Below are 24115 nucleotides of genomic sequence, written 5' to 3'. Positions count from 1 at the left end.
CCGATGTCCGACACCGTCCTGGTCACCGGGGCGTTCGGACTGGTCGGGTCGGCCACGGTCAGGGCGTTGGCCGCCGAGGGCCGCACCGTGGTCGCCACCGACCTCGGCACCGAGGCCAATCGCGCCAAGGCGCACGACCTTCCGAGCGGAGCCCGCGCGCAATGGGCCGACCTGACCGCACCTGCCGAGGTGCAGCGGCTCATCGACGAGGTCGCTCCGGAGGCGATCATCCATCTGGCGGCGGTGATTCCGCCGCCGATCTACCGCAACCGGGCACTGGCCCGTCGGGTCAACGTCGATGCCACCAGGACCCTGGTCGACATCGCCTCGGCCGCCGCCGAACCTCCCCGGTTCGTGCAGGCGTCCAGCAACGCCGTGTACGGATCCCGCAATCCCCACCGCAATCCGGACCCGGTGCGTGCGGACACTCCCCCGCGGCCGACCGAACTGTACGGGCAGCACAAGTTGGAATCCGAAGCCTACGTGCGGGCCTCGGCGTTGCCGTGGGTCGTGCTGCGGCTCGGCGGGGTGATGAGCACCGATCTGTCCGCGCTTCCGTTCACCATGGACGCGCTGTACTTCGAGAGTGCGCTGCCGACCGATAATCGGATCCACATGGTCGACGTCCGGGATGTGGCAAGTGCGTTCGCCGCGGCCGCGGTCGCCGACGCGGTCGGCGAGATACTGCTGATCGCCGGCGACGACACCCACCGCATGCGCCAAGGGGATGTCGGTGCGGCGTTGGCGGCGGCTCGCGGGATGCCCGGGGTATTGCCTCCGGGCCGCCCGGGTGATCCGGACAGTGATGACGACTGGTTCATCACCGACTGGATGGACACCACCAGGGCGCAGGAACTGCTGAAGTTCCAACAGCATTCCTGGCCCGACATGCTCGACGAGATCCGGGTACAGACCGGTTGGAAGCGGTATCCCTCCCGACTGATCGCTCCGCTCGCGCGGGCGTTCGTGAAGCGGCAGGGCGCCTACCGTGATGCACCCGGCCGGTATGCCGATCCGTGGGGGGCGCTGAGCGCCCGGCTCGGTGACACCAGCATCGACTCCGCGCCGGTATGACTGCCCTGGTGATGGGCGCCAGCGGGTTCCTCGGATCCCACGTCACCCGTCAACTGGCCCGGCGCGGTGATGATGTCCGGGTGTTGCTGCGCCACACCAGTGACACCCGCGGCATCGACGACCTGGACGTTCAGCGTTGCTACGGCGGCCTTTTCGACGATGACGCGTTGCGTGCCGCGATGACGGGCGTCGACGTCCTCTACTACTGCGTGGTCGACGCCCGGGCGTGGCTACGCGATCCCGGCGCGCTGTTCAGCACCAACGTCGAAGGGTTGCGCCGGGTCCTGGACATGGCTGTGGCGACCGGTATCGGGAAGTTCGTCTTCACCAGTACCGTCGGCACCTTGGCCGCCGGAACCGACCGACCGGTCACCGAAGAGGACGACGCCGACTGGACCGGCGGCGGGCCCTACATCGAATCCCGCCGGGCCGCCGAGGCATTGGTACTGGAGTACGCCCGCAGCCGCGGCCTGCCCGCCGTGGCGATGTGCGTCTCGACCACCTACGGTCCCGGGGACTGGCAGCCGACGCCGCACGGCCGAGCACTGGCCATGGTTGCGGCCGGCCGATTGCCGTTCTACTTCGACTACTCACTTGAGGTGGTGGGCATCGAGGATGCCGCCCGCGCCATGCTGCTGGCCGCCGAGAAGGGTCGAAACGGCGAGCGCTACATCATTTCCGATCGCTTCATGAGTTCGCAGGAACTGCATGCCGTGGCGGCCGAGGCCGGTGGCGTGCGAGCTCCGCGCATCGGTATCCCGCTTTCGGTGCTCTACGCCGGTGCCCGGATAAATGATCTCGCCGCCCGACTGGTGAACCGCGACCTGCCGTTCGCCACCGCCGGCATGCGGATCGTCGAAAACATGGGCGAGCTCGACCATTCCAAGGCGGTACGTGAGCTCGGTTGGCAGCCCGAACCGGTCCGCGACTCCATCCAACGGGCCGTCCGCTTCTTCGCCGACCGACGGCGATGACGCGCTGGGCTTCCGCCGACGGCCTGCTCTTTCCGGCCGAACCGGATGCGCTGCTGGTCGGTGGCGCCGACTTCCTGACCACCGCGATGCGCCGGTTCGGCGCGCTGCCCTCCGACAACCGGATCACGGCAGTGACCTCGTTCTCCGAATGCGGTGGCGGCAGCACCGGGCGGAAGGTGCTGCTGGATGTCGATTACCTGCAACCCGGCCCGCCGACCGAGCTGTTCGTCAAGTTCTCTCGCGACTTCGACGATCCGCGCCGCGACCGGGGCAGTTCCCAGATGGCCCTTGAGGTTCGATTTGCCGCCCTGTCCGCGGCTGTGGTGCTGCCGATACCGGTGCCGGTCTGTCTGTTCGGTGCCTATCAGGACGACACCCGCACCGGCATCCTGGTGACCGAACGCATCGGTTACGGCAGCGGAAGCGTCGAGCGGCACTACGAGAAATGCCTCGACTACACGATGCCCGATCAGCTCGGCCACTACCGCGCGCTGTTGACCGGGGTGGCCCGGTTGGCCGGCGCGCACCGGTCGGGTGGGTTGCCGGCTTCGGTGGATGACGAGTTCGCGTTCGATGCCGAGCGGGTGAGCGTCGGCCACCGCGTCCGGTGCGGCGGCCCCGAACTGCTTGACCGTGTCCGGCGGGTAAGAGATTTCGGTGCCGCCCATCCGGGTCTGCTGCCCGACATGACCGCGTTCGCCGACCGCATGCTCGACGATGTCGCACGGGTGGCGGCGGCCGAGGACGGGGTACTGGCCTGGCTGCAGAACACGGGCGCCCACAACGCGCTGTGTCACTGGAATGCCAACGTGGACAACGCCTGGTTCTGGCGGGATTCCGACGGTGTGTTGCACTGCGGGCTGATGGACTGGGGCTGCGTCAGCGTGATGAACGTGGCCATGGCGCTGTGGGGTGCGCTGTGCAGCGCGGAGACGGATCTGTGGCGCAACCACCTGGACGAGCTGCTCGAACACTTCGCGACCGAGTTCACCTTTGCCGGTGGGCCCGAGCTCGATACCGCGCTGCTGCGCACCCAGTTGGTGCTCTACGCCGTCGTGATGGGGGTGGCATGGCTCCTGGACACCCCTCGCATGGTGCGCGCGGCGATACCGGATCTGGCCGAGGTGGACGATCGGCGCGATCCACGGATCAGCGGCACCGAGGCGGTGCGGGCGCCGTTGCTGATGCTGTCGAATGTGTTGCACCTGTGGGAGACCGAGGATGTCGGGGCGTTGTTGGGACGCGTGCCTACGTGAGGTTGTGTCCGGCGGCGGGTCGACGGGTTCGCCCGGCGCATACCGAGTCGCGTCGCGGCCGCCCGGGCAGCCCGCACACAGCGGACTCACCAAAAGGCACACCGAATCTGCAGAGAACGCTTCCCAGTCTTGACTAGGGCCAGCCACCGAGGTCTCAGGAAAGTACTTGCACGGCGACCATTTCCGGCGTAGAATCGAACACAAGTTCGAAGCGAAGAGGCTCCCACTCTCCAGGTGAGCCCGTGTCGGCGGCATGCGCCGTCGAGAAGGTTCGACCGACCCTGACGAGGGTTCGGTTGGGCCGTGGTGCCCCCTGCGGGGGCGAGTGTGTGTTGGCCTTGTCCGAAAGGTTGGGTCCCGTTATGGACGCCACCGATGTGAATTGTTTTGTTGATGCGTTGATCGATGACCTCACCCCGTCGCCGCCGGACGATGACGCTGATCGGACGTTGTTTCATCTGTTCGAGTGTCCGCGGCCGGTGGTTGATGACGAGGCATTGTTGGCGGTGCTGGCTGCGGCGGTGACGGCGGGCAATCTGCTCGCTTTTGTTGTCGCGTCGGCGGTGGCGGCGACTGAACGCGCGGGGATCCCGGCGCGGCGACACCTGAAGACGGGCACCGATCTGCTGACCCTGTTGGGCATGGCGCCGGGTGCGGCGGTGCGCGCGGTGCGGGTGGGCCGGGCGGCGCACCTGCTGCCGGCGCTGACCACCGCGCAACGCCTCGGTGGGGTCGGGATCGAGTTCGCCGACGCCGTCGGCAAAGGCGTCACCCACATCAACGCCAGAACCGAACTGTCCGAGCAAGATCGGGCGAGCGTGGTAACGAAACTGATGACCCAGACCACCCCTGCCCAAGTCCGGAAGAAGGCCCGGGCGATCGCCATCGACCGCACCGCAGACCTACCCCCGGAGGAGCGTGCGGTGCCGGTCGCCGAGGACGCCGACCTCAACACGATGACCCTGGTTTTGGGCGAGGAAGGCCGGTATGAGGCCACTCTCAACCTCGACGTGGGAACCGGGGAAGGACTGTGTGCGGCGCTGGATCCGCTCTGTCGGCCGGTCCCGCTCCCGGATGGGTCACCGGACCCGCGGCCGATCGAGAAGCGCCGGGGCGATGCGGTCGCGCAGATCCTGCGGACCTATCTGTCGCAGTCGACGCGGCCAATGTCCGGTGGGGTGCTACCGCACGTCACCCTCATCCGGCCCGCCGCTGCCGCCGCGGTGGGTGGTGAGGAGGCGGTGGACCGGCTCGGGTTCGGTGGCCCGGTCAGCGCGGCGACCGCCGACCTGATCGCCTGCGACTCCACGTTGACCAATGTGATCGTCGACTACACCGGGGTGCCACTCGACGTCGGCCGCGCCGAGCGGCTGTTCACCCCCGCGATCCGCAAGGCACTGGGCGTCCGCGACGGCGGCTGCGCGCATCCAGGGTGTGGCCGGCCGGTGTCCTGGTGCGACGCCCACCACATCCGACCCTGGAGTGAAGGCGGCTGTACAAGCCTCGATAACGGTGTGTTGTTGTGCCGGCTGCACCACACCCTCATCCACCACGGCGGGTGGACGGTCTACCTCGGTCGCGACCGCTACCCCTGGTTCATCCCACCGCATGACCCGTCGGGACCTGAGCCGGAGCACCTGCGCTCACACAATCGACGCACCATGACCGACCTACCGGCCGCCGCATAACCCAGCCGTAACGCCGGCGGTCACAACGAATCTCACGAAGCACCTTGAAAACTGAACAGTGAGAGCCGGCCCGGCTAGCGTGCCACCTTTCGGCTACCGGGCTCGGTGCCGATCACGCCGAGATCTTCGAGCACCGCGATGTCCTCGGGTGTGAGCCCCAACTGAGCCAGCAGTTCGTGATTGTGCTCGCCGAGCATGGGCGCCGCTGCGCGGTGGAACTCGGCGGGTCCTCGTGACAACGCGATCGGCAGGGTGCTGTGCGGAGCCGGCGGGTTCACCGGGTGTCCGACGTACTCGAAGAAGCGGCGGTGCTGCAACTGCGGCAACTCGGTCTGCCGGTGGGGTTGCATCACTTTCGCGACCGGCACCCCCGCCGGCCAGAGGGTCTCGACGATATCGTCAGCGCTGCGGGTCGCACACCAGTCCGCGAGGCGTTCGTCGATCAGATCGTGCTGTGCCACCCGACCGGCATGGGTCGTCAACGCCTCGGCGGCGGTCCATTCCGGTGCACCCAGGGCGTCCCGCAGAGCCGTCCAGTGCGCATCGGTGGCCACCGCGACCGCCACCCAACTGTCGGGGCGCCCGAACTCGTCGATATCGGCGCATCGGTAGATGTTCTGTGGCGCGGCAGCCGGCCCCCGATTGCCGTCACGCTGCAACAGCGCACCGTAGGCGGAGAATTCGATCACCTGTTCGGCGGCGATGTTCAGAGCGGCATCGGCCATCGCGGATTCGACGAGCACGGCCTGGCCGGTTCGGCGGTGATGTTCGAGTGCCAGCAGCAGTGCGTTGAGCGCGTGGATGCCGGCATTGGGATCGCCGACCGAATACGGCTCGAACGGGGTACGGTCCGGGAACCCGGTGAGCCAGCTCAGGCCGGTCGCGTCCTCGATGATGTAGGCGAAGGCCGGGTTGTCCCGCCACGGACCGTTCAGCCCGAAGCCCGGCATGCGCAACATGATGATGCCGTCGCGCATCTGACGCACCGACTCGAAGTCCAGTCCGATCTGATCGATGACCCGCGGCGTGAAATTCTCCACGACGACATCGCAGGTGGCGATCAGGCGGCGCAGCACATCCCGGCCCTGGTCGGTCTGGAAATCCAGCGTCAGCCCCAGCTTGTTGGTGTTGAGCGCCGAGAAGATCGGTGAACGCTCCCACCACAGCTCCTCGCTGGCCGGGATGCCGGCGATCAAGCGGGTACCGTCGGGACGCGCCGTCGATTCGAGATGGATCACCTCGGCGCCGAGCATGCCCAGGATGTGGGTGCACGACGGGCCGGCCCAGAAGGTGGTCATGTCCAGGACACGCAAACCGCTGAACGGCAACCGATCCCGATCGGGCGGATCCGCCGGTGCTCGACGCGGGGCCGGTGCCTCCGCGGCGACCTCGGCGGTGTGCCCACCGAGCGCAGGTGCGGCACTCGGCGGACGCAGGGATACCCCACCGATGCGGTAGGGATGGGCGGGTTGCATGAAACCGTGCGGGTTGCGCACGAACGCGCCGCGCTCGACGAAATGGTCCATTTCAGTCACGTTCGCTCCGTTGCCGACCGGCGAGTTCGGGATTCGGAACGCCGAGGCGAGGTCGCGGACATCATCGACGTTCTGGTCACGCAGCCAGGCGTAGAGCTCCTCGGCATGCAGGTTGGCCTGCTCGGTGATGGTCAGCGTGGTGTCTTCGTCGATCCATTCGTCGTGCCCGGACATGGCACACAGGTCGTGCCACTGCTGGGCGGTACCGCAGCCGAGCGCCACCAGTCCGTCGGCGGCCTCGGCCACGCCGGGCACCGTCGGGCGACGCTCGGTGCGCCAGGGTCGGCCGAGTGTCTCGAAGTAGGTGACGGGATAGTAGGTCAGGCAGAGGATCTGGGCTTCCAGCGCGGACACGTCGATCAGTTCGCCGTGCCCGTCGCGGAGGGCGCGCATCCGGAAGGCCTGCGTCATGGCCGCGGCGTAGGCGCCGGTGACCCACTCCCCCACCTGACCGCCGACATGCACCGGTGCCCGGTCCTGACTGCCACGACCGATGCCGATCGCGCCGCCCGACCACGCCTGCAGGGTGAATTCGGTGGCCGGCCGGTCGTGCCACGGTCCGTCCAGGCCGAACGGCGTGATCGCGGTGACGACCAGATGTGGGTACCGGTGGTGCAGATCCCGCGGTGACACATCGGACTCCGGTGACCACACCACCGCGTCCGCCGAGCCCAGCAGCCGCTCGAGCAGGTCGGGCTCGGCGATCACACTGCGTTTCCCGCCGGCCAGGAAGTGGAACAGTGCGCCGTCGCCGGACGCGGGGATCTCGGCACCCGAGGCCGACCAGCGGCGCAGCGGATCGCCCTGCGGAGCCTCGACCTTGATGACGTCGGCACCACCGTCGGCGAGCAGCTTCGTGCAGTAGTTCCCCGCGATACCGCTGGAGAGGTCGACGACGGTGTATCCGGAAAGCGGTGCGGTCATGGGCTATTCGGGTTTCGCCCGGTTCTTCTTGGACAACCGGAAGTCGGGTGGGAACTTGCTGTCGTTGTCGTTGACGGCGGCCGACAGACCGGAGTCGATGGACTCGAACATGTCCAGATCGTCGTCGCTGTCGTTGGCCACGCCGTTGCCCATCGACTCGAAGAACGCGCTCAGCAGGCTGCCCATGTACTCGCCCTGCTGCTGTTTGAAGATCTCGAAGAACATCTTCTGCTGGAACACGGTGTCCACCGGCCGGTTCCGGGCACAGGCCAGCGCGTACTTCCGCGTCTCGTCCTCGAGTTGCTCCCGCGCGACGACCTTGTTGAGGAAGTTGCAGTCATACATCTCGGCCGCGGTGAAGGGCCGCCCGGTGAAGACCATCTCCTGGAACTTGCGCAGCCCCATCATCTGCACCCAGGTCCACATCCGTGGCCCCCAGCCGTGATAGCGGAACGACGGATGCCCGAACAGCGCGTCGTCACTGGAGATCACCAGATCCGCGTCGGCGCACTGGTAGAAGTGCCAGCCGTAGCAGTACCCCTTGGCCTCGACGATGCTGATCTTCTTGAAGTCCTGCAGGGCGCGGTTACCGGCCTGGGAGTTGGCGTACCACGAACTGATCGTCGCGCCGTTGCGGAAGGTGCCCTTGGGCGGGTATGTCACCTCGCCGACGCCGTCATCCTCCAGCCGTAGTTCGGCCAGCCGGGCAGCGGGATTGTCGTTGCCCTCCATGAACTCCGGCAGATCCGCACCGCTGCCCAGGTTGTCCCCGACGCCGCGGATGATGACCACCTTGACATCGTTGTCGGCGTTGGCCGCCCGCAGGATATCGGCATAGCGCAGCCGCGCCATCGACGTGGGGGCGTTCAGGAACTCGGGCCGGTTGAATGTGATGGTCGCGATCTTGGTCCTGCGGTCCTTCTCGTAGAGGATGATCTCCTCCGGGGTGGGACGTTCAGACATGGGCTCCCTCACTCGTCGACGGCGTCTGGGTCAGCACCGTGGGTCCGTCCGCGCCAATCACCACGGCATCGCGGGTGAACACCGCGCCCACGCCGGGCTCCCAGACATACCCGGTCACCGCCAGCACGTTGCCGTCGGTCAGCACGTCGCGTTCGGCGGTGGCACGCAGGGCCGGTGACACCACCGGCGGGTCGAATCCGAGCCCGAGGCCGTGCGCCACCGGCATCGCCGGCAACGGCTCACCGGCCTGGGCGTAGGCGTCGAGCAGCGCGCTGGTCGGGTTGCCGGGCCGGCAGGCATCGATCAGCCTGTCCCACAGCTCGTCCCGGCGCCGGTACAACGACCGGACCGCATCGGTCGGTTCGCCGATGTGGAAGGTGCGTGCCACCTCCGCGACGTAGCCGTCGGCGAGCACCCCGGCCGACAGTGCCACCAGATCGCCCGCGCGGACGGTGCCGTCGCCGCGATCGCGCCGCCACGGGTGGTCCTTTGAGGTCACCCACGCGGCGTCCTGGGTGGCCGGGGTACTGACCCCGCCGGCGGCCTCGGCCTCCAGGATCACCCCGGCGAGGTGCTGTTCGCTGGTGCCGGGCGTCAGCTCGGCGGCCCCCTTGGCCAGGGCCTCCTCGGCGACGATCAGCGCCCGGCGCAGCGCGACGATCTCCTCGGAGGTCTTGACCCGCCGGGCGGCCCGCATGGCAGGCTCGGCGTCGACGAGCTCCGCGTTCGAGAACACCATCGGCAGTAGTTTGGCGAACATCGGTGTCAGCGCGTCGGTTCCGACCCGTCGCGCGGTGTCGGCACCCTTCATCTTCTGCATGATCCCGACCAGGGTCATCGGGTTCCAGGCGAACCCGTAGAGATTCTCGTGCGGGATCTCCTCGGGGATGCCCTCGTCCCAGGTGCTGTTCAGGTGGATCTCACCGGTGGCCCGGACATAGGAGCAGATGGGCCCGAACGGCCGGGTGCCCACCACCCACAGTTGCGGCGCCCCGGAGATGTAACGGACGTTGGCCTGCCGCCCCAGCACCAAAACGTCCAGGTCGTGGGCGTCCATCTGCGCGATGGCGCGCTCGCGACGGCTGACCCGCAGTGCCCGGCCGTCGGCCTCGATCTCAGTTCCCACCGGACACCTCATAGGGGTCGTACGGATATGCGGTCAGCGGCATCCAGCCGTCCTCGGTGACCACCACGATCTCCTCACCGCGGTATCCGCCGGTGCCGTCCTCCCAGACGACCGGCTCGAACACCAGCAGCATGCCGGCCGGGAAGACGAAGTTGTCATCCCACTCCTGGCCGAGATCGGTTCCGATCATCGGCATCTCGGCGGCGCTGGTCCCGATCCCGTGGCCCAGATAGAAGTGCGGCAACCAGGGCTTCTGCCCGCCGGCGGCAGCGGTCGCCGCGCGCCCGAGGTCACCACAGCTGGCACCGGCCCGGGTCACCGACAGCACGGCGTCGACGATGGTGCGCCACTTGTCGAACTGCGCCTGCTGGGCCGGGGTCGGGTCCTGACCGACGATCCAGGTGCGCCCGTGGTCGGAGCAATATCCGCGGTAGGCGATGGAGACGTCGGTCCACAACACATCGCCCTCGGCGACCTCGCGTTCGGTGGTCAGCAGTGGCAGGGCGAGATCGCCGGTGGTGGTCCAGGTGCCGGCCGCCTTGGAGGCCGGCATGACCTGCCAGATGGAGTCGAACATGTTGGTGGTCGCGCCGAGTTCGAAGGTGCGACGGACGAATTCGGCGGACAGGTCGATCTGCCGCACTCCCGGCGCCAGCGACGTCTGGATCTCGGCGACGGCCTGCTCGGTGATCCGGCAGGCCCGCCGGATACAGGAGATCTGATCGATGGTCTTGACCAGTTTGGCCGCGCCGATCACCGGTGCCGCGTCGACCGGCTCGACCGGGAACAGTGCGCTGCCGGCCCGGCGCATCGCACCGGTCAATTCGTCGACGGCGATGGTGGCACCGGACGGGAGCAGGCGGCCGAGGATCCGCGCGAAATCCTCGACGCCCTCGTCGAACTCCAGATACACCGGCCCGTTGAGGTGATCGTCGGGCAGCCCGGATTCACTCGCAGACCCCTCGCGGAACGGGAGGAACAGATGCGGATTTTCGTCGCCGGCCACTACGACAGCGACCGGCCGCTCGATATGGGACAACCCGGCGTCGGCCAGCGGCCAGCTGATCCCGGTCGCGTACATGACGTTGCTGTTGCCCAGCAGCACCAGGACATCGACGCCCTGCTCGGCCATCGCCGCCTGCAGCCGCGCCGACACCTCGCGGCGCATCCGGTCCAGGTCGGGTTCGTCCGGGATGTCCAGCCAGCTGTATCCGGTCCGGGCGATCTGGGTGACCCCGGAACGCGTCGCCGCCGTCATGACTGCAGACCGAGGAACTTCTGGATGTTCGTCGACACGATCTTGGCGGCGTCCTCCGGTCCGACGGCGTCCACGACGGTGGCCAGCGACTTCTCCGAGTACCCGAAGGTGGACTCGTTGTGCGGGTAGTCACTGGACCACATCACGTTGTCCACGCCGATCTCGTCGATCAGCCGCAGCCCCAGCGGGTCGACCATGAACGAGGCGCTCATGTGCTTGTACCAGTAGTGCCGGATATCGTGCTGCAGTTCGTGATTGAACATGTGCCGATAGGAGGCCAGCATGTGCTCGCCGTCCTGCAGTGCGGTCGGCACCCAGGCGATACCGCCCTCGAACCAGCCGATCTTGAGCTTGGGGTGGCGGTCCAGGATGCCGGAGAACAGGTACTTGGCGAACTGTTCGCGGAACGAATCGACGTTGACCATCATGCCCACGACGACGCTGTTGTTCTCGCACGGCGTCTTGGGCGGGGTCTCCCCGATGTGGTGGCTGACCGGCAGTCCGGCGTCCTCGATCTCGTCCCATACCGCGTCCAGCGCGGCGCCGCCGTAGTCGTAGATGTTGCCCTCGTCGTCCTTGCCGGGATTGAGCGGCAGCAGGAAGGTCCTGATTCCCAGAGACTTCAGCTCGGCCAGCGTGCTGCGGGTTCCCTTGGGGTCCCACCAGTTGATCAGGCCCACGCCGTAGAAGTGCCCATTGGAGCGCTCCTGCAGGTCGGCGATGTGCTCGTTGTAGATGCGGAATACGCGCTCGCGCAGCGACTTGTCCGGGTAGTGGAACAACGCCAGCACGGCGTTGGGGAACGCCAGTTCCTTGTCGATGCCGTCCTCTTTGAGTTCGCGGATGCGGGCCTCGATGTTGTTGGACGCGGCACCGGCCAGATCGTCGTACTGCATGAGCACCCGGCCGAAATCGCCACCGGTCCAGGCCTTGCCCTTCATACCGACCATGTAGGCGCCGTCCTCGTACCAGATCCGCGGCGCGGCGCCCTTGAGCTCCTCGGGGAACCGGTCGTAGAAGATGTCGTCGGCCACCGAGATGTGGTTGTCCGCGGAGAAGATCTCGGTGTCCTTGGGAAGCCCTGCCGGTCCATCCGGCGACGCGTGGCCGCGGCGGTCCTTCGGGGCACCGAATCCTTGTGGCGGGTAGAGCGTGGATGTGGTCATTTCCGTCTCCGATTGGGCTGTTGGAAGGGAGTGCGGTCGGCTTACCAGGTCACCGGAAGTTCGTATACGCCGTAGGCGAGCCGGTCGTGTTTGAACGGCACCTGGTCGAAGGGGATGGCCAGGCGCATGGTCGGGATGCGACGCAACAGGGTGTGGAAGACGATCTGCAGTTCGGCACGGGCCAGCTGCTGGCCGACGCACTGGTGCCGGCCGTAACCGAAGCCGAGCTGCTGGCTTGCGTTGCGGGACAGGTCGAGTTTGTCCGGTTCCGGGTAGGCCTTGGCATCCCAGTTGGCCGGGGCCAGGTCGATGATCACGCCGTCGCCGGCCTTGATGGTCTCACCGCTGATCTCGATGTCCTCGATGGCAACCCGGCGCTGGCCGTTCTGGATGATCGACAGGTAGCGCATCAACTCCTCGACGGCGTTGGCGATGACCTTGGGATCGTCGGCGTTGCGCAGGAAGTCGGCCTGCTCGGGGTTTTCCAGCAGCGCCAGGACACCGATGCCGATCACGTTGGCGGTGGTCTCGTGCCCGGCGATCAGCAGGCCGGTGCCCAGCTGGGCGGCCTCCTTGACGCTGATCTCACCGGCGTTGACCCGCTCCGCCAGATCCGACACCGCATCCACGGCCGGGTCGGCCTGTTTCTTCTCGATGAGGTTGATCAGGTACTGGTGCAGGCTCATCGCGCCCTTCTGCATGGCGTCGGCCGCCGCGTAGCGGGCCAGGCCGGCGTTGGCATGCTCCTGGAAGAACTCGTGATCTTCGTAAGGGACGCCGAGCATCTCGCTGATCACCACGGTCGGTACCGGCAGCGCCAGCTTGTCGACGATATCGGCGGGCTGCGGACCGGCCAGGATCTCGTCGATGCACTCGTCGGTGATCTTCTGGATCACCGGTCGCAGACCCTCGACGCGCCGGAAGGTGAAGGGCTTGGACAGCATCCGACGGAACCGGGTGTGCTCTTCGGCGTCGGCGGTGAACACCGAGCGCGGCCGCTTGTCCACCGTCGACAGCATGTGCTCGTTCCAGTGCGGGAAGCCGTCGCGTCGGTCGTCGACGCTGATCCGGGCGTCGGCGAACAGCGCCTTGGCCTCCTCGTGGCCGGTGATCAACCAGGGTGTGTCACCATTCCAGATCTTGACCCGCCACAGACCCTTGTCGCTGTTGAGCATTCGGCGCGGCGGGGCGAACGGGCAGGACGCCTCCCGCTCCATCGGGTATTCCGGGATATCGGTTTCGGTCAGCGTTTCGGACATGATCCCTCAGTCTTGGATGTCGATGGCTAGGGCTGGGCAGGCCGCGGCGGCGGCGCGCACGTTGTCGTGGTGATCGGCGTCGGGTTCGGGCACGAGCAGTTCGACGACGCCGTCCTCATCGCGCTGATCGAATACGTCCATCGCGTTGAGGACACACTGCCCCGAGGACACACACTTGTCCTGGTCCACGGTGACTCTCATGCGGGCTCCCCGGTCACCGGCGCCAACCAGAGCCCGACGATCGCGTCGATCAGACCGGCACCGGCCGCACTCCAGGTCCGCACTGCGGCCACCGGGTCGGCGGTCAACGCCCGCTCACGGTCGGCGCAGCTGTGCATCAACAGGTTTCGCGCCATGATGTTGCGCTCGTAGCGAACCTCTGCGGGAAGCTCGGGCAGGCAGCGGTTGATGCCCTCGATCACCTGGACCAGCGAGGCCGAACTCAGCGCGTCGCGGACCACGATGCCGTGGTAGGCCGGATCGGTCATGGCCTGCGCGGCGAACCGGGCGTACCAGGTGGGGTTGCCCAGGTCGGCCAGGTGGTCGGTGAGCGGACGGACCAGGCACTCCACCCAGCCGCGCAGGTCGGTGTGCTCGTCGGTGCGGGCCACCAGCCGACCGCGGATCTGTTCGATCGGTTCGCGGTGGCGTTGCTCGATGGCGCGGACCAAATCGGTCTTGGTACCGAAGTGGTAGCCGACGGCGGCGTTGTTCCCTTGTCCGGCAGCCTCACTGACCTGCCGGTTGGACACCGCGAAGACACCGTGTTCGGCATAGAGCCGTTCGGCGGCGGTCAGGATGGCCTCGCGGGTGCTGCTCGCCCGCTCGGTCCGCAGGGGTCTGGCTGCGGTCACCGTTACAGTCAACGCCTCTCCTGTAATTAAGTCAAGCACTTGATTTAAATGGCCGACCCGGTCCGGCGAGCGTGCGCGTCTGCGGCCCGACACGCCATGCGCAGACCGAGAGAACGCACGGTCGCGCAGGAAATCACGCCTTGCGCACGATCACCTTCCCGGCCACCGTGCCACCGTCGATGGGCAGCACGGTGCCCGTCACATACCGCGACTTGTCGGTGGCGAAATACAGTGCGGCCTCGGCCACGTCGTCGACGGTGCCCTCGCGCTTGAGCGGCCGGTCGTTGCGCATCTGGGCGCGGATCTTGGCCTCGAACTCCTCCAGGCGCTCCCGGTCCTCCCCCGACGCCGACTTCGCCACGATGGCGGTACGGATGTTGCCCGGTGCGATGGCGTTGACCCGGACCTCGTGATGCGCCAATTCGATGGCGGCGGACTTGGTGAACTGGATGACCGCGGCCTTGGACGCCCGGTAGGTCATCACCCCGCCCCCGGCCTGGATGCCACCGATCGAGGTCAGGTTGATCACCGACCCGCCGCCGTGCTCGGCCATGTGCCGGGCGGCGTCGCGGGTGCCGGCCATCACGGCGCGCACGTTGACACGCATGACCGCGTCGAAGTCGGCGAGGTCGTCGTCGAGGAACCGCCGGTGCATGGTGCCCGACACCCCGGCATTGTTCACCATGACGTCCAGGCCGCCGAACACGTCGACGGCCGTGCCGATCAGCGCGGCGATCTGCGCGGTGTCGGTGACGTCGGTGCCCAGAAACCGCGCCGTGGCACCGAGTTCGGTGGCCAGCGTCGCGCCGCGTTCGCCGTCCACGTCACCGAAGACCACCCGGGCGCCCTCGGCGACGAACCGGCGGACCAAACCTTCGCCCAATCCGCCGGCGCCACCGGTGATGACGGCCACCTTGCCGTCCAGTTCGCCTGTCATGGAGCGCCTTTCAAGAAGTCCAGCAGCACCTGTGCGACGGCTGCGGGTTGTTCGATCTGCGGGCAGTGTCCGGCGTCGTCGATGACCACGGACTGCCCGCCGGGGATCTGCGCGGCGATCTGCGCGGCCCATCCGGACGGGAGCAGCTTGTCCGCGGCGCCCTCGATGATCAGCGTGGGCACGGTGATGCGCTCGTAGGCGCGCTGCGCGGACGGCAGCGCCGGCGCCTCCAGTCCGGGTCGGCGAAATCTGGCCGCCGCCAGTGATTCCCAGGCGCCCGGGGCGATGCTGGATTCGAAACGTCGCCGGACATAGGACTCGTCGGCGGCATACGCGGGGTCGGAGAACAGCGCGGTGACGATGCGGCGCATCGCCTCGGGCGTCGCGTCGTAGTCGTACAACGCGGCCGTGTGCTCGTTCTTCTGGATCTCCCCGCCGCCACAGATGGCCACCAGACTGCGGGCCGGCAACAGCGGATTCTCCGACGTCGCGTCGACCAGCAGGTTGATCGCACCCATCGAGTTGCCGACGAAGTGCGCCACCGGCACGCCGACGGCGGCGCAGAACGCGGCGATATGACGGATCCGCATCCCGCGGCCGTCGGTGAAATCGACGACTTTGGCGCTGTCACCGAACCCCAGCATGTCCGGTGCCAGCACCCGGTAGTGCTCGGCCAGCAGGTCGATCACCCGTTCCCAGCCCAGCTCGGCACTCACCCCGAACTCGCCGCCGTGCAACAGCACCACCGGGTCGCCGGAACCGGCGTCCAGATAGCTGGTCCGCAGACCGTCGACGGTGATCGCCGTGCGCCGGAAACTCATTTGATGGCAATCGGGCTGACGGGCGCGCCGACCGCGCCGACCACCTTCAGCGGCGGCGCGATGAGCTGGAACTCGTAGACACCGTCGGCGCGGCAGTCGGCGGCCAGCCCGGTCAGATCCCAGTACTCGCCGAGCATCAGGCCCATGTCCCGCAGGCAGATCATGTGCATCGGCAGGAAGGTGCCCTCGACACCGTTGGCCGGGTCGGGATCCTCGACCATCAGGTTGTCCGAGGCGACGGCGGCGACCTGGTGATCGTGCAGCCAGGAGGCGCAGGTCCAGTGCAGCCCGGAGCCGGCCTCGTGGCCGTCGCCGGTGGACAGGAAACGCGTCCACCAACCGGTGTGCACCACCACGATGTCGCCGCGGCCGATCCGCACGCCCTGTGCGGCGGCGATATCGTCGAGTTCGGCCGGGGTGATCGGCCGGCCGGGCGCGCAGAACACCTCTTCGCCGCGGTGGGCGACGACATCGAGCAGCACACCGCGCGACACGATGCCCTTACCGTCCACCTTCTCGATACCGCACCGGTAGGCGCCGAAGCTGGTCACCGAGTCCGCCGGAAAACCGTTGTACAGCTTGTCCTCGTAGTACACGTGCGAGAGCGCGTCCCACTGCGTGGCCGACTGCAGGGACATGGTGATCATGTCGTCGTTGAACCGGAACGGGTTGTCGACGAAGAATGAGCTGAGTTCCTGGGCAACGGATTTGCGGGCCCACTCGGGCGCGTACTTGACCAGCGTCTCGGCGTCGCCACCGTCGACGGTCATCACATGGATCGGGTTGATCCGGAACTTGAACGCACCCTGCGGTCCGTTGGATCCGAAGTCTCCGCCGAGTGAGATCACCTTGCCGCGCTTGACCAGCGTGGCAGCCTCGGCGACCTTCTCCTCGGTGATCAGGTTGAGCGTGCCGAGTTCGTCGTCGTCACCCCAGCGGCCCCAGTTGCGCACATCATCGGCGACCCGGCGGAAATCCTGCATGGTGGACATCTAGTCGATTCCTTCCAGTGTCGCCTGCGCGATCCGGTGGGCGACGATACCGCCGTCCACCCAGATCACCTGTCCCGAAATGTAGCTTGCCGCTGGACTGTTGAGAAAGGCCAGCACCGAGGCCTGTTCATCCGGTCCGCACACATGGCCGAGCAGCGTCGGGAACGAATCCAGGTAGTCCTGCCCATAGGCCGAGCGCAGCTGATCCAGGATGGGGGTCTCGGTGACGCCCGGCCCGGTGCAGTTGATGCGGATGCCGCGCTCGCCGAGCGGGATCGCCTGTGCCATGCCGTAGAGGATGATGGCCTCCTTCGACAGCCGGTAGCCGCCGTCGGCGAGCGCCTCGGGATGCTCCTGGCACCAGGCGATGCCCTCGGCCATCGACCGGGTCGCCAGCAGACCGGCCGTCACCGCGGCATTCTCCCGGTAGTTGGCCGCCGCCAGCGAGGACACGTTGGCGATCGCCGAGCCGGCCGGCAGCTGCGGTAGCAGCGCCTCGGTGAGATGCCGCATCCCCAGGAAGTTGATGGTGGCGACCAGCAGCGGCTTGCCGATCCCCGAGGACACCCCGGCCACATTGAACAACGCGTCCACCGGTCCCTCGATCGCGGCGACAGCAGCGTCGACGGACGCCTCGTCGGCGAAGTCGACCTCGACGAACTCGTCGGGGACACAGGCGGGTCGGCGCAGATCCATTCCGGTGACACGGGCACCGAGATCGGCCAGTTGTGCGGCGAGATGCGCACCGATACCTGATGCACATCCCGTCACCACGACCCGGCGCCCGTCATAGCGCCAGCGTTCACCGCCCATGGTCAGCTTGCGGCCCCGCGCTGTTCCTTCTCCAGCTGCGCGGCCTTCACGCGGCCCTCGTTGATCTCGGCCATCGCCTCGGGGATCTCCCCGGCGGTGAACTTGCCACCCCGGCCGGTGGGCAGGCCACCGAACGAGTAGGTCTCGTCGAACAACGGCGCGTCCCAGTTCTGCCGGCGGCCCTCCACCTTCTCGATGACCGGCTCGAGCCGCTTGGCCTTGGCGGCCCTGGCCTTCTCGTCGCGCTCGATGAACTCGGGCAGGATCTCCTTGCCCATGATCTCGATGGACTCCATGGTGCCCTCGTGGCTGCGCGGGTTCAGCAGCAGGATGATCTCGTCGACGCCACTGGCCTCGTATCCGCGCAGGAACTCCCGCACCGTGTCCGGTCCGCCGATGGCGCCGCGGCCCGGGCCGTAGGCCAGCGTCGGATCATCCTTCACGGCCTGCTCGTAGAGATCCCACACCCCGGTGCGGCCGGGGGTGTGCATACCGGTGAGGTAGTAGTGCATGATGCCGAACGAGAAGAAACCGCCGCCGATTCCGAGGCGCTTGATCGCCTCGTCGTCATTGCGGGCCACCATCATCGACAGATCGCCGCCGATGGCCAGGATGTTGGGGTTGATCGCCGGCGTGACCGGCGTGCCCTGCTCCTCGAAGTCGCGGTAGTAACCGTCCACCCGGTCCTTGAGCGCCTCGGGTCCGGTGTAGGCGAAACTCAGTGCGCCGATGGCCTTCTGGGCCGCCATCTGCACCGAGGACGGCCGGGTGCAGGCCACCCACACCGGCGGGTGCGGATCCTGCAGCGGCTTGGGGATGACGTTGCGGGCCGCCATCTCGACATGCTCGCCCTTGAATCCGGTGAACGGCGCCTCGGTCATACAGCGGATGGAGACCTCGAGGGCCTCCTCCCACATGGTGCGCTTGTCGGCGGGGTCGATGTTGAACCCGCCCAGTTCGGCGACCGATGATCCCTCGCCGGTGCCGAATTCGACACGTCCGTTCGAGATCAGGTCCAGGGTGGACACCCGCTCGGCGATCCGCGCGGGGTGGTTGATCGGCGGCGGCAGATGCATGACACCGAAGCCAAGTCGAATGTCCTTGGTGCGCTGGCTGGCCGCGGCCAGGAACATCTCCGGCGCGGTCGCGTGGCAGTACTCCTCCAGGAAGTGGTGCTCGGTGAGCCAGACGGTGGAGAAGCCGGCCTTGTCCGCGGCCTCCACCTCGTCGAGGCCATCGAGGAACATCTGGTGCTCATCATCGTCGGACCACGGACGCGGCAGCGCAAACTCGTAGAACAGCGAGATCTTCATGCGGTTACCTCTCTCTTGGAATTCTCAGATATGTGTTGTGCCGCAACGTAGCCGAACGTCATGGCGGGTCCGATGGTGGCGCCGGCGCCGGCGTAGCTGCGACCCATGACCGCCGCCGAGGTATTACCGGTGGCATAGAGGCCGGCGATGACGCCGCCGTCCTCACCCAGCACCCGGGCGTGCTCGTCGGTGACCAACCCGCCCGAGGTGCCCAGGTCGCCGAGGATGATCTGGAACGCCAGATAGGGCGGCTTGCCCAGCGGCGCGAGATTCGGGTTGGGCAGCGTCGGGTCGCCGTAGTAGTTGTCGTACGCGCTGTCACCGCGGTTGAAGTCGTCGTCGTGTCCGGTGGCGGCCAGGGTGTTGAACCGGACGGCGGTGTCGCGCAACGCCTGCGGTGGCACTCCGATCTTGACGGCCAACTCCTCGTAACTGTCGGCGGCCACCACGATGCCGGAATCCAGCCAGGCCTGCGGGATCTTTCGGCCGGTCGGCACCGGCGCGAACGGCACCTTCGGGATCGGCAGGTGCCCGCCGACCACATAGCGGTGGAAGGACTTGATATCGGTCACCAGCCAGCACGGGACGTGGGTGACTCCCGATTGCTGCCCCTCGATCATGGCGTGCGCGAAGTCCATGTAGGGCGCCGCCTCGTTGATGAACCGCACGCCGGCTCCGTTGACCACGAACTGGGCCGGCATCATCCGCTCGTTGAGCATGAACTGCAACCGGCCGTCCGGCCAGCACATGGCCGGGAACCACCAGGCCTCGTCGAGCAGATCGGTTGCCGCGCCCACCTTCTCACCGGCCCGGATCCCGTCACCCAGCGCTGCCGGGTTGCCGAAGCTCCAGTCCTTCTCCAACAGCGGCAGATACTGACGGCGCCACTGGATGTCGTGATCGAAGCCACCGGTGGCCAGCACGACGCCGCCGCGGGCCGCGATGCGTACCGGCGTGCCGTCGCGTTCGACGACCGCACCCACCACGCGGCCGTCCACCTCGGTGATCAGCTCGGTCATCGGCGCCGACAACCACAGCGGGATGTCGTGTTCGGCCAGTGCCAGGCGCATCCGGGCCATCAACGACTGCCCGATGGCGGCCATCCGGTCCCCGAACACCCGGGCCCGGAACATCCGCCAGATCAGCTTGACCAGCACGGCCTTGCCACGCCAGTTCTGCCGCACCTGGTAGAACAACCGAAGGTCCTTGGGCGCGAACCAGATCCCCCTGGGCGCCAGCGCCAGCGGGGCGAGCATGTTCTGCTCCTCCGCGCCGAGTGCGCGCAGGTCGATCTCCGGGACGTTGATGGTGCTGCCGCGCTCGGAACCACCGGGCAGTTCCGGGTAGTAGTCGGCGTAACCGGGCTTCCAGACGAACTCGAACCAGTCGCTGCAGCGCTCCAGGAAGTCCATCATCTCCGGCGCCATGTCGACGTAGGTGCGCAGCCGGGCGTCGCTGACCAGACCGTCGGTGATGGTCCTGAGGTATTCGAAGACACCGTCGGGGTCGGGGGTGTAGCCGGCGCGGCGCTGCGCGGGTGCCCCGGGCACCCAGATACCGCCACCGGACAGTGCGGTCGAACCGCCGAACTTGGCGGATTTCTCCACCACCAGGGTGTCGAGTCCGTTCGCGGTGGCCTTCAACGCCGCCGTCAGGCCGCCACCGCCGGAGCCGACGACCAGGACGTCGACGGTGTGGTCGAACCGGGCTGTGGACTCACTCATGAAAGTACCGCCGTCCGGATCGCGAAGCCCGCGATCAGTTCTGGAGCCGCGCGGTAGTAGCGCTGCTCGGTCTTGTACGCGCCGAGTGCGGACAGGGCGGCGAAGGCCGCCACCCAGGTGCGCACCTCGTGCGCGGAGTTGCCTGCCTCGGCGGCGATCCATTCGTTGCGCCAGCCGTCCACCTCGGCCAGCCGGTCGTTGTCCAGCAGATCCAGGAAGGCGTGATCCCAATCCGGGTTGAGCGGTTGCAACGGGCTGTCGCCATGGGCGAAGGCATGGGCCGCGGCGATCACCGCGTCCTGGCGTGCCGCCCGCGCGTCGGCACTCATCGGTGCGCCGCCGACGATCCGGTCCAGCGCGGCCGGCGGTGCGGTCGCCAGCGTGGGCACCGGCGGATCATGGGACAGGCCGCCCGAACCCAGCAACAACACGCGCTTGTCCACACCGGCGAGGTAGTCGCCGATGGCGGTGCCAAGGGCCCGGACGCGCTTGAGCGGACCCAGCGGAGTGGCCACCGAGTTGATGAACACCGGCACGATCGGCGGTGTCCGGTCACCGAACAGGGTGTCCAACGGCTGCACGGTGCCATGGTCGACATCCATTGCCGCCGAGAGCGACACGTCGACACCGGCATCCCACGCCGCGGTTGCCATCGCGGTCGCGGTGTCGGCGGCGACGTCGAGCGGGCCCGACCGGGTGCCGTAGTCGCCGACGCCGGTGGCTGCGGTGCCGATGCAGAACGGCGGCATCAGCCGGTAGAAGAAACCGTTGTAGTGATCGGGTGAGAACACCACGACCAGTTCCGGGTCGAAGTCGCGTACGAAGGCCGTCGCGGTCTGCAACTGCGCGGTGATGTCCTGTAGCAGATCCGCAGACGGTCCGGGCAGGTTAAGCAGGGGGCTGTGCGACATGCAGCACAGGGCGACGCGCGACATCGGCTTCACCTCCCCCGGTGAGATGCAGGACGCCGAACAGCTGGGCGCTGGTGTCATCGCAGAGCTGGGCGATGCAGGCGGCGGCGATGCACCGGTCGGGCCGCAGGAACAGCACCGACTCGGTGTGGGCGTCGAAGAACTTCTTCAGCGCGCCGGTGCGGTCACCCACGATCGTGACACCCGGGTCATCGTGGCCGGACCAATGCAGCTGGGTGTTCGGTCGCGCCTCGATGAAGCTGGCACCCAACGTCTTCCATCGGGTGTAGGTGTCAACGCTCAGCAGCGCACGCGGGTTGTTGTTCCAGGCCAGCACGGCGAATCCGGTGCCCAGGATCTCGTCGAGCAGCACGTTCTGGGCCACCCGGGTGTCGACGGCCGGCTGGATGAACAGCGTGCCCGCCGGCGGCACCGCCGAGGCGGACTCGTTGTGCACCACCGCACCGGTGTCATAACGCGGCATCGGCTTGAAGCGCATCTCCAGCACATAGCGCTTGAGGGTGGGAACCACCGACGCGGCGCGGATCACCCTGTCCCGCAGGGTGGCCACGTGGCGGTTGGTGGGTGAGATGACCCGGCCCACCAGCGTGGACAGGTCGATCATGGCGCGTGCGTGCTTGCGCCGTTCGGCATCGTAGCTGTCCAGCAACGCGTCATCGGCCTGTCCGTTGACGACGGCGGCCAGTTTCCAGCCGAGGTTGGCGGCGTCGCGGATGCCGCTGTTGTACCCCTGCCCCTGCCACACCGGCATCAGGTGGGCGGCGTCCCCGCCGAGCAGCAGCCGACCCTTCCGGAACGATCCGGCGATGCGGGAATGGTGGGTGTAGACGCGATGCCGGATGATGTCGACCCGGTCGGGGTGCGGGACGAACGGGGCCAGCATGCGCTCGATGAACGCCGGTTGCTCGACCTGCTCGTCGGTCTCGTGGGCGTGGATCATGAACTCGAAGCGGCGGATGCCGTGCGCGATCGAGATCGAGGCGTAGGGTCGGTCCGGGTCGGCGCCGACCTCGCTGTTGGGATGCCCGAGCGGGTCATTGGCCAGATCGACCACCAGCCAGCGGGTGGCCGAGGTGGTGCCCTCGAAGGACACCCCCATCAGATGCCGTGTCGCACTGCGCCCACCGTCGCAGCCCACCACGTACCGCGCCCGCACGGACTCGGTGGCACCGGCGGACACCACCTCGACCGTGACCCCGTCGTCGTCGACGGCACAGTTCTGCATCCGGGTGCTCCACCGCACCTGCACATGGGCGAACCGGTCGAGGCCGCGCAGCAATTCGGCATCGACCAGTGGCTGGACGAAACCGTTGCGTTTGGGCCAGCCGAAGCGGGCGTCCGGGGGTGCCATCTCGGCCAGCAGTTCCCGCTTGGCGTCATAGAAGCGCAGGATCTGGTTCGGCACGGTGTGCGGCAGGATCTCCTGCACCAGTCCGATCGACTGGAAGGTCCGCAGCGACTCGTCGTCGAGGCCGACGCCGCGCGGGTAGTCGATCAGCGTGTCGCGGTCCTCGACCACCAGCGTCGAAACCCCCTGCTGGCCCAGGATGTTGGCCAGCGTCAGGCCGACCGGCCCGGCGCCGACGATCAGGACGTCGGTGTCGGTCACGATCGCCCCAGCAGGAAGTCGATGTGCAACTGGTTGAACGTCTTGGGATCCTCGTACTGGGGCCAGTGCCCGCAGTCGGGCATCACCTCGAAGCGGGCGCCGGGGATCATCTCCGAGATGCGCCGGCCCGCACTCACATCGGCGGTGGGGTCATCGCTGGTCCACAGCACCATGGTGGGCGCGGTGATGGCGCCGTACTCCGCGGGCCCCAGCAGGTTGCGCGCCCGGATCTCGGGATCCTGCAGCGCCATGATGTCGCTCATCGCCGAGACGAAACCCGGTTGCTGGTAGACCTTCTGACGGCTGGCGACGATATCGTCGTAACCCTTGGACTTGTCGGCCATCAGCCACTTGATGCGGGCCTGCACGGTATCCCAGTCCGGGTTCTCCGCGGCCGCCATGGACAGTGAGATGATGCGCTTCATCACCTCCGGATCGGCCTGCGACCCCCCGGCGGTGTTGAGGACCAGCCGTTCGATCCGGTCGGGATGATCGGACGCCGCCCGCGCGGCGACCCAACCGCCCAGCGACTCACCCGACAGATGCACGCGGTCGACGCCGATCGCGTCGAACACGGCGAGCAGATGATCGACGTAGTGACTCACCTCCAGCGGGTGGCCGGGCTTGTCGGTATAGCCGTGCCCCAGCATGTCGATCGACCAGGTGGAGAAGTGCTCGGCATGCGCCTCCAGATTGCGCACATACGCCTCGGCATGCCCGCCGGAGCCGTGCAGCAGCACCAGCGTGGGCTTATCCCGTTCTCCTGCATGCAGATACCGGGTCCGCACGCCACCCGCGTCCAGGTAGCCCTGCGAGAACGCCACACCCTGAAGATCGCTCCAGACACTTTCGTGTTCCGGCCGCACCGCCATGCCTCTCCCCGTTGTCGTGGGCCCC

At 67.5% G+C, this 24115-nt stretch carries 21 protein-coding genes; 4 read left to right on the top strand and 17 right to left on the bottom strand.

Going from position 1 to position 24115, the window contains the following annotated elements:
• The first annotated feature begins 3 nt into the window (after positions 1-3).
• The 4 genes from BST17_RS10480 to BST17_RS10465 all read left to right on the top strand — a co-directional run bounded on the left by BST17_RS10480 (position 4) and on the right by BST17_RS10465 (position 4992).
• Positions 4-1074 (top strand): NAD-dependent epimerase/dehydratase family protein, encoded by a 1071-nt coding sequence (locus BST17_RS10480; RefSeq protein WP_083057707.1) that lies wholly within the window; start codon positions 4-6, stop codon positions 1072-1074.
• Positions 1071-2048: an NAD-dependent epimerase/dehydratase family protein gene (locus BST17_RS10475; RefSeq protein ID WP_083057705.1), complete on the top strand. Its 978-nt coding sequence runs from the start codon at positions 1071-1073 to the stop codon at positions 2046-2048. The genes BST17_RS10480 and BST17_RS10475 overlap by 4 nt, the downstream gene beginning before the upstream one ends.
• A complete protein-coding gene (locus BST17_RS10470; RefSeq protein WP_083057703.1) occupies positions 2045-3304 on the top strand; it encodes a hypothetical protein in 1260 nt (419 codons plus the stop codon). Before BST17_RS10475 ends, BST17_RS10470 begins: the two co-directional genes overlap by 4 nt.
• A gap of 362 nt (positions 3305-3666) precedes the next feature.
• Entirely contained in the window at positions 3667-4992 is a 1326-nt protein-coding gene (locus tag BST17_RS10465) for an HNH endonuclease signature motif containing protein (RefSeq protein WP_083057702.1), read from the top strand.
• Positions 4993-5066: 74 nt separating this feature from the next.
• On the opposite strand, the gene BST17_RS10460 is transcribed toward BST17_RS10465, so the two are convergent.
• From BST17_RS10460 to BST17_RS10380, 17 genes are all read right to left on the bottom strand, one after another.
• Positions 5067-7451, bottom strand: a complete 2385-nt coding sequence (locus BST17_RS10460) for a CaiB/BaiF CoA transferase family protein (protein ID WP_083057700.1) — start codon at positions 7449-7451, stop codon at positions 5067-5069.
• A 3-nt stretch (positions 7452-7454) separates the two neighbouring features.
• Positions 7455-8414: an enoyl-CoA hydratase/isomerase family protein gene (locus BST17_RS10455; protein WP_083057699.1), complete on the bottom strand. Its 960-nt coding sequence runs from the start codon at positions 8412-8414 to the stop codon at positions 7455-7457.
• A complete protein-coding gene (locus BST17_RS10450) occupies positions 8407-9540 on the bottom strand; it encodes a M24 family metallopeptidase (protein ID WP_083057697.1) in 1134 nt (377 codons plus the stop codon). Before BST17_RS10450 ends, BST17_RS10455 begins: the two co-directional genes overlap by 8 nt.
• Positions 9530-10798 (bottom strand): M24 family metallopeptidase, encoded by a 1269-nt coding sequence (locus BST17_RS10445; RefSeq protein ID WP_083057695.1) that lies wholly within the window; start codon positions 10796-10798, stop codon positions 9530-9532. The genes BST17_RS10450 and BST17_RS10445 overlap by 11 nt, the downstream gene beginning before the upstream one ends.
• A complete protein-coding gene (locus BST17_RS10440) occupies positions 10795-11964 on the bottom strand; it encodes an amidohydrolase family protein (RefSeq protein WP_083057694.1) in 1170 nt (389 codons plus the stop codon). Before BST17_RS10440 ends, BST17_RS10445 begins: the two co-directional genes overlap by 4 nt.
• Positions 11965-12005: 41 nt before the next feature.
• Complete coding sequence (locus tag BST17_RS10435) at positions 12006-13223, bottom strand: cytochrome P450 (RefSeq protein ID WP_083057692.1); 1218 nt, start codon at positions 13221-13223, stop codon at positions 12006-12008.
• A gap of 6 nt (positions 13224-13229) precedes the next feature.
• On the bottom strand, positions 13230-13424 hold the full coding sequence (locus tag BST17_RS10430) for a ferredoxin (protein WP_083057691.1): 195 nt from the start codon (positions 13422-13424) through the stop codon (positions 13230-13232).
• The gene (locus BST17_RS10425; RefSeq protein WP_083057689.1) at positions 13421-14077 is read right to left on the bottom strand and encodes a TetR/AcrR family transcriptional regulator; all 657 of its coding nucleotides are present in this window, start codon (positions 14075-14077) and stop codon (positions 13421-13423) included. Before BST17_RS10425 ends, BST17_RS10430 begins: the two co-directional genes overlap by 4 nt.
• Positions 14078-14210: 133 nt before the next feature.
• On the bottom strand, positions 14211-15014 hold the full coding sequence (locus BST17_RS10420) for an SDR family NAD(P)-dependent oxidoreductase (RefSeq protein WP_083057688.1): 804 nt from the start codon (positions 15012-15014) through the stop codon (positions 14211-14213).
• A complete protein-coding gene (locus BST17_RS10415) occupies positions 15011-15835 on the bottom strand; it encodes an alpha/beta fold hydrolase (protein ID WP_083057686.1) in 825 nt (274 codons plus the stop codon). Before BST17_RS10415 ends, BST17_RS10420 begins: the two co-directional genes overlap by 4 nt.
• Positions 15832-16818, bottom strand: coding sequence for a cyclase family protein (locus BST17_RS10410; RefSeq protein WP_083057936.1), 987 nt, complete (start codon positions 16816-16818; stop codon positions 15832-15834). The genes BST17_RS10415 and BST17_RS10410 overlap by 4 nt, the downstream gene beginning before the upstream one ends.
• Positions 16819-16827: 9 nt before the next feature.
• Positions 16828-17640, bottom strand: coding sequence for a coniferyl-alcohol dehydrogenase (locus BST17_RS10405; protein ID WP_207573610.1), 813 nt, complete (start codon positions 17638-17640; stop codon positions 16828-16830).
• Between the two features lie 2 nt (positions 17641-17642).
• The gene (locus tag BST17_RS10400; protein WP_083057683.1) at positions 17643-18953 is read right to left on the bottom strand and encodes an LLM class flavin-dependent oxidoreductase; all 1311 of its coding nucleotides are present in this window, start codon (positions 18951-18953) and stop codon (positions 17643-17645) included.
• Positions 18950-20677, bottom strand: a complete 1728-nt coding sequence (locus BST17_RS10395; RefSeq protein WP_083057681.1) for an FAD-binding protein — start codon at positions 20675-20677, stop codon at positions 18950-18952. The genes BST17_RS10400 and BST17_RS10395 overlap by 4 nt, the downstream gene beginning before the upstream one ends.
• On the bottom strand, positions 20674-21612 hold the full coding sequence (locus tag BST17_RS10390) for a 3-carboxyethylcatechol 2,3-dioxygenase (protein ID WP_083057680.1): 939 nt from the start codon (positions 21610-21612) through the stop codon (positions 20674-20676). The genes BST17_RS10395 and BST17_RS10390 overlap by 4 nt, the downstream gene beginning before the upstream one ends.
• Positions 21566-23221 carry a bifunctional 3-(3-hydroxy-phenyl)propionate/3-hydroxycinnamic acid hydroxylase gene (locus BST17_RS10385; RefSeq protein WP_083057678.1) on the bottom strand — a complete coding sequence of 552 codons (1656 nt, stop codon included), beginning with the start codon at positions 23219-23221 and terminating at the stop codon, positions 21566-21568. Before BST17_RS10385 ends, BST17_RS10390 begins: the two co-directional genes overlap by 47 nt.
• Positions 23215-24090, bottom strand: coding sequence for an alpha/beta fold hydrolase (locus BST17_RS10380; RefSeq protein WP_083057677.1), 876 nt, complete (start codon positions 24088-24090; stop codon positions 23215-23217). The genes BST17_RS10385 and BST17_RS10380 overlap by 7 nt, the downstream gene beginning before the upstream one ends.
• Positions 24091-24115 lie beyond the last annotated feature (25 nt).

Source organism: Mycolicibacterium bacteremicum, assembly GCF_002086115.1.
Classification (GTDB): Bacteria; Actinomycetota; Actinomycetes; order Mycobacteriales; family Mycobacteriaceae; genus Mycobacterium; species Mycobacterium bacteremicum.
This window is presented reverse-complemented; position numbering and strand designations above follow the sequence as displayed.